General features: G+C 62.8%; 11 protein-coding genes and 1 pseudogene. 10 read left to right on the top strand and 2 right to left on the bottom strand.

Annotated features, from left to right (window positions below; all coding sequences use genetic code 11):
• Positions 1–251: 251 nt before the first annotated feature.
• On the top strand, positions 252–1,922 hold the full coding sequence (locus ACT9T4_RS13750) for a putative bifunctional diguanylate cyclase/phosphodiesterase (protein ID WP_499117485.1): 1,671 nt from the start codon (positions 252–254) through the stop codon (positions 1,920–1,922).
• A 30-nt stretch (positions 1,923–1,952) separates the two neighbouring features.
• On the opposite strand, the gene ACT9T4_RS13745 is transcribed toward ACT9T4_RS13750, so the two are convergent.
• The gene (locus ACT9T4_RS13745; RefSeq protein WP_499117483.1) at positions 1,953–3,329 is read right to left on the bottom strand and encodes a NorM family multidrug efflux MATE transporter; all 1,377 of its coding nucleotides are present in this window, start codon (positions 3,327–3,329) and stop codon (positions 1,953–1,955) included.
• A gap of 139 nt (positions 3,330–3,468) precedes the next feature.
• On the opposite strand from ACT9T4_RS13745, the gene ACT9T4_RS13740 reads away from it, so the two are divergent.
• From ACT9T4_RS13740 to bamJ, 9 genes and pseudogenes are all read left to right on the top strand, one after another.
• Positions 3,469–4,389, top strand: coding sequence for a LysR substrate-binding domain-containing protein (locus ACT9T4_RS13740; RefSeq protein ID WP_499117481.1), 921 nt, complete (start codon positions 3,469–3,471; stop codon positions 4,387–4,389).
• A gap of 326 nt (positions 4,390–4,715) precedes the next feature.
• A pseudogene (locus ACT9T4_RS13735) lies at positions 4,716–5,837 on the top strand (Cache 3/Cache 2 fusion domain-containing protein); the annotation flags it as partial.
• Positions 5,832–6,692 (top strand): methyl-accepting chemotaxis protein, encoded by an 861-nt coding sequence (locus ACT9T4_RS13730; protein WP_373565158.1) that lies wholly within the window; start codon positions 5,832–5,834, stop codon positions 6,690–6,692. The pseudogene ACT9T4_RS13735 and the gene ACT9T4_RS13730, both read left to right, overlap by 6 nt.
• A 527-nt stretch (positions 6,693–7,219) precedes the next feature.
• Entirely contained in the window at positions 7,220–8,383 is a 1,164-nt protein-coding gene (locus ACT9T4_RS13725; protein ID WP_179539127.1) for a type III PLP-dependent enzyme, read from the top strand.
• 149 nt (positions 8,384–8,532) lie between these two features.
• Complete coding sequence (locus tag ACT9T4_RS13720; RefSeq protein WP_042556297.1) at positions 8,533–11,004, top strand: Lon protease family protein; 2,472 nt, start codon at positions 8,533–8,535, stop codon at positions 11,002–11,004.
• Between the two features lie 183 nt (positions 11,005–11,187).
• On the top strand, positions 11,188–11,529 hold the full coding sequence (locus ACT9T4_RS13715) for a PA4575 family protein (RefSeq protein WP_042556298.1): 342 nt from the start codon (positions 11,188–11,190) through the stop codon (positions 11,527–11,529).
• 193 nt (positions 11,530–11,722) lie between these two features.
• Positions 11,723–12,211 (top strand): TIGR00645 family protein, encoded by a 489-nt coding sequence (locus tag ACT9T4_RS13710; RefSeq protein ID WP_042556299.1) that lies wholly within the window; start codon positions 11,723–11,725, stop codon positions 12,209–12,211.
• Positions 12,212–12,323: 112 nt separating this feature from the next.
• Positions 12,324–12,629 (top strand): DUF6482 family protein, encoded by a 306-nt coding sequence (locus tag ACT9T4_RS13705; RefSeq protein WP_499117479.1) that lies wholly within the window; start codon positions 12,324–12,326, stop codon positions 12,627–12,629.
• A gap of 236 nt (positions 12,630–12,865) precedes the next feature.
• Positions 12,866–13,483 (top strand): BamJ family beta-barrel-assembly machinery protein, encoded by a 618-nt coding sequence (gene bamJ / locus ACT9T4_RS13700; RefSeq protein WP_042556301.1) that lies wholly within the window; start codon positions 12,866–12,868, stop codon positions 13,481–13,483.
• A 126-nt stretch (positions 13,484–13,609) separates the two neighbouring features.
• Here the strand turns inward: bamJ and ACT9T4_RS13695 are convergent, their stop codons facing one another.
• Complete coding sequence (locus ACT9T4_RS13695) at positions 13,610–13,837, bottom strand: PA4570 family protein (protein ID WP_042556302.1); 228 nt, start codon at positions 13,835–13,837, stop codon at positions 13,610–13,612.
• Positions 13,838–14,011: the final 174 nt, after the last annotated feature.

Genomic DNA, 14,011 nt, shown 5'->3' with positions numbered 1-14,011 from the left:
GCTGAAAGTCGACTGTCATTCGTTGCTTTGATGAAGGAAGTTAGCCTCCACCAACAGCCGTGCTCTGACCATGGCCAATGCCTTGCCGTTATGTGACGGGGTTGGCGGGGAGTTTCGCCTGTGGGCTTGTAGGCGTGGCGCGTTTGTCGCAGGATGTCCCGCGTTTAACACGGAAGTGCTTGATTTGACGTCGGATATGGCGCACTCAGGGGCATTTTTCAGCCCGCACTTTCTTGTATCGGGGAGTTTTCTTGAGCGCATTCGTCGAGCCATTGCGCCTGATACTGCTGGCTGAAACGCCGCAGTGGAGCGAGTTGCTGCACGAACGCCTGGAGGCCCTTGGCGGTCCGGCGCCCTTGACCTGCGCCTCCAGCTGGCCAGCCGCCGAAGCGTTGCTGGGCGATAGCCCCGATGGGGTTCTGCTGACCACGCCGGCTCATCTGCCCAGCCCTGAACAATGCCGCGCACCGATCATCCTGTTGCTGGATAACGAACCCGAGCAGGCGCCGGCGCAAGCCTGTGACTGGCTGGTGCGCGACCAGTTGAGCGATGACGTGGTGCGCCGCTGCCTGCGCTATGTCCGCGAACAGGGGCGTTTGCAGGCCACGCTGCAGCGCCTTACCGAGCAGGACGCGCTGACCGGCATCGCCAACCGCCAGGGCTTTCAGACCCTGCTGGCCGCTCGCCTTGGCGATCACAGCCAGCGTGGCCTGGCTCTGGTGCATCTGGACCTCGACAACTTCCACCAGGCCAACGATGCTCTCGGGCACCAGGCTGGCGATCAACTCATCCAGCAGGTGGTGGCGCGTCTCAAGCAGCACCTGGGGCGTGGTGACCAGCTGGCACGGCTGGGCGGTGACGAATTCGCCCTGCTGCTCGACACCCGTGGCGATCTTCGGCGCGCCCGGTCCTGGGTTCGGCGTATCGCCGATGCCCTCGGCGAACCTTACTGGATCGACGGCGAGAGCCTGCTGCTCGGGTGCAGCCTTGGCGTGGCCGAGGCCAAGCCGGCAAGCAATGCCGATACGCTGATGTGGCATGCCCATGTCGCCATGCAGCAGGCCAAGAGTCGCCAGGGTTGCACCTATCACCTGTATGACGAACACCTGGATCGCAACCTGCGCAGTCAGGCCGATCTGCAGCGGGAAATGCGCCGGGCGCTGCGCCGTGAAGAGTTGCAGCTGCACTATCAGCCGCGGCTGTGCCTGCACAGTGGCGAAATCGTCGGGCTGGAAGCATTGGTGCGCTGGAAACACGAGGAACATGGCCTGCTGATGCCCGGCTCGTTCGTGCCGCTGGCCGAGGAATGCGGGCTGATCGTGCCGCTCGGTTACTGGGTGATCGATCGCGCGCTGCGTGACATGCAGTGGTTGGCCGGGCGCGGCCACCCGGCGCTGCACATGGCGGTCAACCTGTCGTTCCGCCAGTTCCAGGACAGCCAGTTGCTGCCGACCCTGGAGCGCTTGATCGAAAGCTGCGGTATCGACAGCAGCTGGCTGGAGTTCGAGCTCACCGAAACCGCCGTGATGCGCCGTAGCGAATACGTGCTGCAGACCATGCGGCGCCTCGGCCACCTGGGGGTGCGCTTTTCTCTCGATGACTTCGGCACGGGCTTCTCGTCATTCGAGCACCTCAGCAATCTGCCCATCGCCCTGTTGAAGATCGACCGCAGTTTCGTCACGGGCATGGAGTTGCGTCCGCAGAGCCAGCAACTGGTGCAGGCGATGATCAATCTGGCCCATAACCTGGATCTGCAGGTGGTGGCCGAAGGCGTGGAGAATGTCGAGCAGTTGCAGCTGCTGCGCGAGTTCGGCTGCGATCAGGTGCAAGGTTATCTGGTCAGCAAGGCGATGCCGTTGGCCGAGCTGGCGCGCTTTCTGTCGGCGGGCGAGCACCAGTCGCTGCTCAGCGGTCGACCCTAGCTGCTGCAATCCGGATTCGCAGGCAGCCGCTTATGACTGGTAGGCCTGCATGGTTTTCGGCCGTTGCAGGCGCGCAGTCTTCCAGCGAAAGCCCAGCACCAGGCCGCTCGCCGTCACCGCCAGGCCCGCAGCCAAGCCCCACCACACGCCGTGGGCGCCCCAGCCGGCCGGGAAGGCCAGCAGCCAGGCCAGCGGTGCGCCAATGCACCAGTAGCCGGTCAGACCAATCACCAGGGTCAGACGGCCGTCGTTAAGGCCGCGTATCGCGCCCATGGCGATGCTTTGCAGGCCGTCGAACAGCTCGAACCAGGCGGCGATCGCCAGCAGGCTCACCGCCAGGGTGACGATATCGGCGAACGCCGGATCGTGGCGGTCGAGGAACAGGCCGATGATCCACTCTGGCAGTAGCCAGAACGCCAGGGCGAACAGCAGCATTAACGCGGCGCCCATACCCATGCCCAGGTAGCCGGCCAGGCGCGACATGTGCAGGCGGTCGGCGCCGTAATGCATGCCGACCCGAAAGGTCACCGCATAAGAAAGACCATGGGGCACGATAAAGGCCAGGGCGACCGACTGCATGGCGATCTGGTGCGCCGCCAACTGCACGCTGCCCAGGGCGCCCATGCACAGGGTGGCAAAGGTGAACAGGCCTTGCTCCGCGGCATAGGTGCCGCCAATCGGCAGGCCGAGGCGCAGTAGGGCGCGGATTTCGGCGCGCTGCGGGCGACCCAGGCCGCCGCGCAGCTTGTAACGCTGGTAGTTCGGCGACATCAGGATGTACAGCCCCAGGGCCAGCGCCATGGCGCTGCTGACCAGCGCGGTGGTCAGACCGATACCGCTCAGGCCCAGGTCTACGCCCAGCCAGCCTTTGATCAACGCATAGTTGACGGCAAAGTTGGCAAGGGTGCCGACGATGCTGATGGTCATCACCGGGCCGGGACGGCCGATGGCGCTGGTGAAGCCGCGCAGGGCCATAAAGCACAGGTAAGCGGGCAGGCCCAGCGACAGCGGGCGCAGGAAATTCATGGCCTGACTGGCGGCGTCGGGATCCTGACCCAGGTGCGGCAGCAGCGGGCCAAGGCCATTGAGACACAGCGCGCTGATGACGCCCAGCAGCAGGGCCAGCCACAGGCCGTTGCGCAGCAGGCGAGTGACGCCCTCCGGGTCGCCAGCGCCGTGGCGAATGGCGATCATGCTGCCCACGGCGGCGATCACCCCCGTGCAGAAGATCGAGAAAATGAAGTAGCAGGTCGCGCCCAGCGCGCCGCCGGCCAACTGCCCAGGGCCGAGCATGGCCATCATCAATGTGTCGGTGAAGATCATCAGCGCATGGGCCAGTTGCGCGGAAATCAGCGGGCCTGCCAGGCGCAGCAGCGCACGCAGCTCGTGACCAAGGGGATTTTTCATGATGAGTAAAACTTCGGTAGGGTGAGCATCCCCAGACTGTCGGGAGATGAGCAATGACGGCTATTCTCCGGTTTGTAGCCAGTGCCCACAAAAGGAAAATAGCGATGCAAGGCATGATTAAAACTCATGGTTCAATGCAGTGACGCGGCGCCTGCCACCGCTCTATGCCCTGCGCGCCTTCGAGGCCGCCGCGCGGCATTGCTCTTTCACCCGTGCCGCTGATGAGCTGGCGATCACCCAGAGCGCGGTGAGCCGGCACATTCGCAGCCTGGAGGATTACTTCGCCTGTCGGCTGTTCGAGCGCCGCGGCCGGGCGGTGCACCTGACGGAGCCGGCGAGTCTGCTGCTGCCGGGCGTGCACGAAGGTTTCGAGTCCCTGGAGCGAGCATGCGCGACCCTGCTCGTGGAGGACGGCACCTTGCGTCTGAAGGCGCCTTCGACCCTGACCATGCGCTGGCTGCTGGCGCGCCTGTCGCTGTTTCGCGCCCGGCATTCAGGCCTTGAGGTGCAGCTCACCAGCGCATGGATGGATCTCGATCGTGTGGATTTTCTCCATGAGCCTTTTGACTGCGCCGTGTTACTCAGCGCAGGCACCTTCAGCAACGAATGGCATAGCGTGCGGCTGTTCGAGGAATGGCTGATCCCTGTGTGCGCGCCTGCTGTGCTCGGCGAGCAGCCGTGGGACGTCAGCCGCCTGCAGCAGGCCGAGCTGGTGCATCCGACTCCCGATCGGCGTGACTGGCGCCGCTGGCTGCAGGCCATGGGCCTGACCGACCAGGTGTCGCTCAAGGGCGGCCAGGTGTTCGACACCCTGGAGCTGGGCATCGTCGCCGCCGCGCGTGGTTACGGCGTGTCGATCGGCGATCTGGCCATGGTCGCCGAGGATGTGCTGCTGGGCCACCTGGCGCTACCCTGGTCGACCGCCGTGTCCAGCGGCGAAAGCTATTATCTGGTGTGGCCCAAGGCCCGCCGTGGGCAGGAGCGTTTCGGGCGGTTAGCCGAATTTCTGCTTGCCGAAGTGGCGGCCATGCAGTTTCCCGAGGTCGAGCTGCGCCGCTAAGAACCTGTTCAAAGTCTGCTGCGCGTCGGTACTGCGGCGTTAAAAACAGGCTCGGACTGCTCATTTACAGCTCGTAAACTCCGCGTCCTCACCTGTTTTCGCCTTGCATTGCTCTAGCTCGCGAGACTTTGAACAGGCTCTAAGAAGCCGCTAAAACGTTCATCGACGAGACGTTTTTATTACTCCACGCAAAAAATGTGGTGATAGCGTCATGATGGCCATTGACGCACTAAAACTCTCAAGTATTCTCCGCGCTCGCCGACTTACAGGCTGATCACAATTTATTCAATTACTCCATACAGGGACGATGGAGCTCGGAGATTTTCATGAACCAACCCCGTTCCCGTATCGCCTGGCAACTGGCGACGGCCCTTGCCGCCATGCTGGTGCTGCTGATCAGCGTCAGCACGCTGTTCGCCCTGCGCTCGCTGAGCAGCGCCAACCTCGTGACCCGTGAAGAGCACCTGGGCAGCGAAGCGCGTCTGCTGGCTGACCAACTGAGCACCTTTCACGACAGCCTGCGCGAGAGCACGCAGCGGTTGGCCGGGTTGTTCGAGCGGCGTTTCAGCAGCGGCTTGACCGTCAGCCCGGACGAGCGCGTTGCAGTGGGTTCATTGCAGGCTCCTGCCCTGTATCTGGGCTCCACGCGGTTGAACAACGAATTCGCCGAAGTCGACGAGTTCCGCCAGCTCACTGCTGGTGTGGCGACCATCTTCGTGCGTGACGGCGATGATTTCGTCCGCGTGACCACCTCGCTGACCAAGCAGGACGGCGGCCGTGCCATCGGCACCGTGCTCGATCGCAATCATCCTGCCTACGCACGACTGCTGGCCGGCAACAACTACGTTGGCCGGGCGCTGCTGTTCGAGCGCTTCTACATGACCCAGTACACCCCGGTGCGTGACAGCGCGGGTCGAGTGATCGCCGTGCTGTTCGTCGGCTTCGATTACACCGATGCGCAGAACGCCCAGTTCGCCAACCTGCAGCGTTTCCGCATTGGCAGCACTGGCTCTCTTGCGTTGCTCGACGATCAGAGCAAGTGGCTGGTGCCTCCTTATGCCGCGCAGCGCCCCGAGCAACTGACCGCCAACATGGCCAGCGTGCTGGGCAAACCGGGCAAAGGTGGTTTCTGGAGCGATGGCGAGCAGCAGTTCTATAGCGTCGCCGTGCCGTTCCCTGGCGGTCCGTGGACGGTCGTGGCGAGCATGCCGGAAGAGGAAATCCAGGCGGTGACCTGGCGCGTCGGCAGCCAGCTGGCGATCGGCAGCCTGGTGACGCTGGTGCTTGCCGTGCTCGCGGTGATCTGGCTGCTGCGCCGCAAGCTGCGCCCACTCGGCGACCTGGTGCGTCAGGCTCAGGCGCTGGGCGCCGGTGACCTGAGCGTACGCCTGGAAGTCACCAGTAACGACGAGATCGGCGAACTGTCGCGCAATTTCAATCAGATGGGTGCTGCGCTATCGACCATGGTCGAGCGCGTCCGCGCCGCTGCCGGTAACGTAAACCAGCGCGCCGAAGCACTGTCCGGTCTGTCACGCGGTGCCTACGAGGGGATCGAGCAGCAGTCCGGTGAGATCAGCAGCATGGCCGGTGCGGTGGAAGAGTTCAGCGCCACCTCGCTGAACATCGCCGACAACATGCGCAGCACCGAACGCATGGCCAGCGATAACGCCAGCCAGACCCGCATCGGCCGTACCTCCATGGAAGAGGCCTCCAATGCACTGGAGCAGATCTCCTCGTCGCTGAACAGCGCCGCCAAGGTCATCGACAGCCTTGGCCAGCGCTCCCAGGAGATCGGCGGCATCCTCAGCGTGATCACCTCGATCGCCGACCAGACCAACCTGCTGGCGCTCAACGCGGCCATCGAGGCCGCCCGCGCCGGTGAGCAGGGCCGTGGTTTCGCCGTGGTCGCCGACGAAGTGCGCAGCCTGGCAGGGCGTACCCGTGAAGCGACCACCGAAATCTCCAGCATGATCGGTAGCATCCAGGGCGAAACCAGCAGCGCCATCAGCAGCATGGAGCAGGGCCGTCAGTTGATGCAGAACGGTTTGCAGCTCAATGCCAAGGTCGCCGCGGCGTTGACCCACATTGCCGAGCAGACCAGCGCCGCTGGTGATCAGTTCGCCGCCATCACCACCGCGACCAGCGAGCAGAGCAGCACCGCGACGGTGCTCAGCAGCAACCTGCAAAGCATCGCCCAGGCCAACGGCGAGCAGCGCGAAGTGATTGCCAACCTGGCCCATACCTCCAAGGAACTGGAGACCCTGGCCGCCGATCTGCACCGCGAAGTCGAGCGCTTCCGCTAAGCCCTCTCTACGGCAGGCGCAACTGACTGACAGTTGCGCCACCGCCGCCTGGCTGACCCGCCCGGGTCAACCGAAAGCCCCCTGTCATCGTCATGAAAGCTCCCTGTGCCAGGCTCGACGCCGGGCACCGGGTTTTCCCGTGGGGCCGCGGCTGTGCAGCATTTCGCCGCGTTTCGTGTGGAATCCAAAACGCTCGGCAAGCGAGAGTGCCCTCGAGGGCAATTTTTGATTGATCTGAGCGGGGCATGGTCTTAAAGTCCGCGGCCGAACGTCCATGCTGGCAACGATCCATCCGGCTCAAGTACTGACGACGAGAGGTTGTGGCGCCTGATTCCAGGCACGACAATTCTCGGCGACATGCCTTGGGAAGTAGGCGAACCAAAGTGGGGAAACTGATCAGACGTTCCAGGCCTGGCAGCAGGCTTTCCGGCCGATTGTCGATGGCCGCCCCCGACACCCGGTTGAACCTGTGCCCGGTTCAACTGCCCGAATCATAGTGTTCATGGTTTAGCCATTTGGAGCCCCGCATGTCGATCAAGGTCGAAGATTACTACCCACGCGAAACCTTCAACCGCATGAAGAACTTCGCTGACCAGCATGAAACCCCGTTCGTGGTGATCGACACCGCGATCATCAGCCAGGCCTACGATGACCTGCGCGCCGGTTTCGAATTCGCCAAGGTCTACTACGCCGTCAAGGCCAACCCGGCGATCGAGATCATCGAGCTGCTGCGCGACAAGGGCTCGAACTTCGACATCGCCTCGATCTACGAGCTGGACAAGGTGCTGTCGGCTGGCGTCAGCCCGGACCGCATGAGCTACGGCAACACCATCAAGAAAGCCCGCGACGTTCGCTATTTCTACGAGAAGGGCGTGCGCCTGTTCGCCACCGACTCGGAAGCCGACCTGCGCAACATCGCCAAGGCCGCACCGGGCTCGAAGATCTACGTACGTATCCTCACCGAAGGCTCGACTTCTGCCGATTGGCCGCTGTCGCGCAAGTTCGGCTGCCAGACCGACATGGCCATGGACCTGCTGATCCTCGCCAAGCAACTGGGCCTGGTGCCTTACGGCATTTCCTTCCACGTGGGCTCGCAGCAGCGCGACATCGACGTGTGGGATGCCGCCATCGCCAAGGTCAAGGTGATCTTCGAGCGTCTGAAGGAAGAAGACGGCATCGTGCTGCAGATGATCAACATGGGTGGCGGCTTCCCGGCCAACTACATCACCCGTACCAACAGCCTGGAAACCTACGCCGAAGAAATCATCCGCTTCCTCAAGGACGATTTCGGCGACGAGCTGCCGGAAATCATCCTCGAGCCAGGCCGTTCGTTGATCGCCAACGCCGGCATCCTGGTCAGCGAAGTGGTACTGGTCGCACGCAAGTCGCGTACCGCCGTGGAGCGCTGGGTGTACACCGATGTGGGCAAGTTCAGCGGCCTGATCGAAACCATGGACGAAGCCATCAAATTCCCGGTCTGGACCGAGAAGAAGGGCGAGATGGAAGAAGTGGTCATCGCCGGGCCGACCTGCGACAGCGCCGATATCATGTACGAGCACTACAAGTACGGCCTGCCGCTGAACCTGGCCAGTGGTGATCGCCTGTACTGGTTCTCCACCGGCGCCTACACCACCAGCTACAGCGCGGTGGAATTCAACGGCTTCCCGCCGCTGAAATCCTTCTACCTGTAAGCCTTGCGGTGACACCAGACGCCCGCACCTGCTGCGGGCGTTTTGCTTTCTGCGGGGCAGGTCGATACCGGTTGGCATCGGTGCCTTGCCAGGGGGAAGCGGGCGGCGCGAGAATGCAGACACTTCTCTGCGGTAATTAAGGATCTCCGATGCCCGATCCCGTTGCAGCCGGCCTGCGCCTGGCGCCCGATGCACTCACTCGTCCCTTCTCGCCTCAGCAGTTCGCCTTCACCACCACCGATGACCTGGAGCCTTTCCGTGGCGTGCTTGGCCAGGAACGTGCCGTCCAGGCGCTGCAGTTCGGCGTGGCCATGCCGCGCCCCGGTTATAACGTATTCGTCATGGGGGAGCCGGGCACCGGGCGGTTCTCTTTCGTCAAACGTTACCTGCGCGCCGAAGGCAAGCGCCTGGAAACCCCGCCGGACCGCGTCTACGTCAATCACTTCGACGAGCCCCGCGAGCCCCGCGCCGTGGAACTGGCTGCCGGCACCGCTGGCGAGTTCATCGCCGATATCAACGCACTGATCGACAACCTGCTGGCGACCTTTCCGGCGGTTTTCGAGCACCCGTCGTTCCAGCAGAAGAAGAGCGCCATCGACCGCGCCTTCAACAAACGCTACGACCAGGCGCTGGACGTCATCGAAAAGCTGTCTCTGGAGCGCGGCATCGCCCTGTACCGTGACAGCACCAACATCGCCTTCACGCCGATGCTCGAAGGCAAGTCCGTGGACGAGACCGAATTCGCCCAGTTGCCGGAAGCGGAGCGCGAACGGTTCCATGCTGATATCGCCACGCTGGAAGAGCGCCTCAACGAGGAGCTGGCCAGCCTGCCGCAGTGGAAGCGCGAGTCGAGCAACCAGCTGCGTCAGCTCAACGAGGAAACCATCACCGTCGCCCTGCAGCCGCTGCTGGCGCCGCTCTCGGAGAAATACGCCGAGAACGCGGGCGTTTGCGCCTACCTGCAGGCGATGCAGGTGGACCTGCTGAAAAGCGTGGTCGACCTGCTCATCGAGGTGGAAAAGGCCGACGCCCAGACCCGTAAGCTGCTCGAAGAACTGTACGCCCCCAGCCTGATCGTCGGTCACCATGCCGACGGCGGCGCGCCGGTGGTGTTCGAGCCGCATCCGACCTACGACAACCTGTTCGGCCGTATCGAGTACAACACCGACCAGGGCGCGCTCTACACGAGCTATCGCCAGTTGCGCCCGGGTGCCTTGCACCGTGCCAACGGCGGCTTCCTGATTCTCGAGGCGGAGAAGTTCCTCAGCGAGCCATTCGTCTGGGAGGCCCTGAAGCGGGCTCTGCAGTCACGCAAGCTGAAGATGGAGTCGCCGCTGGCCGATCTGGGCCGTATCGCCACGGTCACTCTCAACCCGGAAACCATCCCGCTGCAGCTCAAAGTGGTGATCATCGGCTCGCGCCAGCTCTATTACGCGCTGCAGGACGCCGATCCTGACTTTCAGGAGATGTTCCGGGTGCTGGTCGATTTCGACGAGGACATTCCGCTTGCCGACGACAGCCTGGAGCAGTTCGCCCAGTTGATGAAAACCCGTACCAACGAAGAAGGCATGGCACCGCTGAGCGCTGCGGCAGTCGCGCGGCTGGCGACCTACAGCGCCCGCCTGGCGGAGCACCAGGGGCGGCTGTCGGCGCGCATCGGCGATCTGTTCCAGCTGGTCAGCGAGGCGGACTTCATCCGCAACCTGGCCGGTGAAACGGTTACCGACGCCGACCATATCGAGCGTGCGCTAAAGGCCAAGGCCACGCGCACCGGGCGGGTCTCCGCGCGGATCATCGACGACATGCTGGCCGGTATCATCCTCATCGACACCGCCGGTGCGGCCATCGGCAAATGCAACGGCCTGACCGTGCTCGAGGTCGGTGACTCGGCGTTCGGCGTACCGGCGCGAATTTCCGCGACCGTCTATCCAGGCGGCTCGGGCATCGTCGACATCGAGCGTGAGGTCAATCTCGGTCAGCCGATCCACTCCAAGGGGGTGATGATCCTCACCGGCTTTCTCGGCAGCCGTTACGCTCAGGAATTCCCGCTGGAGATCTCCGCCAGTATCGCGCTGGAACAGTCCTACGGGTACGTGGACGGCGACAGCGCCTCGCTCGGCGAAGTCTGCACGCTGATCTCGGCCCTGTCGCGCACGCCGCTCAAGCAGTGTTTCGCGATTACCGGTTCGATCAACCAGTTCGGTGAAGTGCAGGCCGTCGGTGGGGTCAACGAGAAGATCGAAGGCTTCTTCCGCCTGTGCGAGGCACGCGGGCTGACGGGCGAGCAAGGGGCGATCATCCCGCATTCGAACGTCTCCACCCTGATGCTCGACGAGCGTGTGCTGCAGGCCGTGCGTGCCGGTCAATTCCATGTCTATTCGGTGCGCCATGTCGACGAGGCGCTGAGCCTGCTGGTCGGCGAAGACGCCGGTACCCCGGACGACAAGGGCGTCTTCCCGAAAGGCAGCGTCAATGCGCGAGTGGTCGAGCGCCTGCGCGAGATCGCCGAGATCGGCATGGGTGAGGAAGACAAACCCGAGCAGGCCAAGGAAGCGCTGACCGCTGCGCTGCCAGAGAAGGCGCCCAAGAAGCCGCGGGTGAAAAAACCGTTGGTCGAGTGAGGTAGGCGCGGGCGAGCTGATCAATTCATGAACGTCTCGCCCGCGGCTATTCAGCATGCTGGATGGCCGCGCTTGCGCACCTGTCATGCACAGAGTTATCCACAGGTTCTGTGAATAAGCCTGCCTTTGCCAATAGAGGTTACAGGTGTAGGCTGCAAGTCTGTTTCCGCGAGGATTGCCGCCGTGTCGCGTAGCCTCTGCCTGACTCGTGAATACCTGGGCGTGACCACGCGCATCGAGTGCGCGGTACTGCCGCTGGCGGGTGATCGAGGTCTTTGGACATTGATCTGCATCGCCGGCATGTCCGCCAGGCAACCCTCCGCCGTCAAGGCACAAGGCCCATTCCACGGGCCTTTGGTGGTTGAAGAGCTGCTCGATGAAATCGCCGAGAGCCTGGCCGTTCAGGGGTATGGTGCCTGCAGTGAACCGCCGATCTGGCGCCTGCATGCCCAGGCCGAGTTGCGGCGCATCAACGGTGACAATCGCCACTCGACTGCTGCCCATCCGTTGTTGCCTGACAGCTGAGCGAGGAGCCTCTCGGATGTTTTTTCGAGGGGCTGAGCGGTGCACTGCGGCTATGCGTCGCAGTTCTTATCCACAATGTGCATTGCTGCTATCGATTGCGTTATATAGGCCCCTTTCAGGCTGCCGGCCTTGGCTTGCCTGCGCCTCGCTGCTGGGTATACTCGCCCGCTGTTTCAATCATTTGTGAGAGTCCATGGAACGCTTTATCGAAAACGCGATGTACGCATCGCGCTGGCTGCTGGCCCCCATCTATCTAGGTCTGTCGCTTGGCCTGCTGGCGCTGGCACTGAAGTTCTTCCAGGAAGTCTTTCATGTCCTGCCCAACGTTTTCGCCATTGCCGAAGCGGATCTGATTCTGGTGCTGCTGTCGCTGGTCGACATGGCCTTGGTCGGTGGTCTGCTGGTGATGGTGATGATGTCCGGCTACGAGAACTTCGTTTCGCAACTGGATATTGATGAAGGCAAGGAAAAGCTCAGCTGGCTGGGCAAGATGGACTCCAGCTCGCTGAAGATGAAGGTCGCGGCCTCCATCGTGGCCATTTCCTCGATTCACCTGCTGCGGGTATTCATGGACGCACGTAATCACGAAGCCGATCACCTCATGTGGTACGTGATCATCCACATGACGTTCGTCGTTTCAGCCTTCGCCATGGGCTACCTGGACAAGCTGACCAAGCACTGATCGGTACGCCGATGCAGCCAGGAACGCCCGGCTTTGCACTGCAAGGCCGGGCGTTTTGTTATCTGCGTGGCGGCGAACGTATAGTGACGGTTCCAGCTCTCGAGGATATGCCATGACTCTGCCCGAATTGCTGCGCGCGGCTCGCGATGGTGCGGTAAGCGAACTCGAACTGATTTCTCTGGAAGGGGGGATCTACCTGTTGCAGATCGTCGCTAGCCAGCGGCGCTGTCATCTCCTCGATGACGCCGGCCGCAACCTGCGCTTGCGCTCCGTGGAACACGCCAGGGACCTGCTGCAGGAGCTGCCCGAGGTGCCGCTGTTTCTGGTGCATGTCTCGGCGTACGACGAGATGTGTGGCCTGCCAGGCGGAACCCGTGACGCGCTGCGTGTGCCTGTCAGCCTGCGCAGCCGCTGGTGAGCCGTCATCGGGTCTGTTGACGTTTCAGCAGGACCGCGCCGGCGCGGCACTGTGGGTTGCGCGGGAAATTTCGCCATGCGTCGCTGGATGACTTGAAAAGGGAATACCACTCCCTGCGTTCTTCGCCTCGCCTCGCCGCCCGACCTTGCGAGATTTCTCGCTGCAACGCGGCTTGCGTTGAAGCGCCAACAGCCCATAGGCTAGTCAGCCTTTTTTCCAGCTTGCGGAGCGGCGACATGCCCGAACTCAATCTTTCCACTGACGAAGCACGCGTCAGCTACGGCATCGGCCGCCAACTCGGTGGCCAACTGCGTGACAATCCGCCGCCGGGCGTCAGCCTCGAAGCCGTTCTGGCGGGGCTGGCCGATGCATTCGCTGGTCAGGAAAGCCGTGTCAGCGAAGCCGAGCTGTCGGCCAGCTTCAAGGTAATCCGTGATGTCATGCAGGCCGAAGCCAAGGCCAAGGCCGACGCTGCTGCTGGTGCCGGCCTGGCTTTCCTGGCCGAGAACGCCAAGCGCCAGGGCATCACCGTGCTGGAATCCGGTCTGCAGTACGAAGTACTGACCGCAGGCGAGGGCGCCAAGCCATCGCGTGATGACAGCGTGCGCACTCACTATCACGGCACCCTGATCGACGGCAGCGTATTCGACAGCTCCTACGAGCGCGGCCAGCCGGCCGAATTCCCGGTCGGTGGCGTGATCGCCGGTTGGACTGAGGCCCTGCAACTGATGGGTACCGGCAGCAAATGGCGCCTCTACGTGCCGAGCGAGCTGGCCTATGGCGCCCAGGGCGTTGGCAGCATCCCACCACACAGCGTGCTGGTATTCGATGTCGAGCTGCTCGACATTCTGTAATCGCGGCACAGGGTGGATGGTGCGCCTGCGGTCGCGCTATTCATCCAGCATTGCGGTCCAGTGGTGGTGGGCGGTGCAGCGCTGCCCACCCTACAGCTGGCTCGCGAGCCTTCGCATACGCCAACTTCACGGGCGCAAGGCCCGGGCGTAGCAGTACAGGAACAAACTGCGGACCAGTTCCTTGAGCACCAGTGGCTCGCTGGAATTCAGCTCGTGCAGATCCAGATCACCCTGTTTACGCAGTTCATCCAGCGCTTCTTCTTCGAGAACGGCGCAGACTTCGCCCGTTTCCCGGTGCAGGATGCGCAGATAGGGGTGAGGGCGATCCAGCCAGGCGTCTATCAAGTAAGTCATGCTCATCATCTCCCTGAGTCAATGGTAGATATGAGAATAATTCTTATTACGATAATAGCAAGCGTTAATCGCAGCCTTTCGTCGATCCAGCCGTCAGCGCTGATTTCCAGTCCCTGCCGATGAGCGGGGAGCGGGCAACCCGCAGCGTGTGCCACAAAAAAGCCCGTCACATGG

The organism is Pseudomonas sp. SZ40, assembly GCF_052958135.1.
Note: the sequence above shows the minus strand (reverse complement) of the source record. Positions and strands in the feature narration are given on the sequence as shown.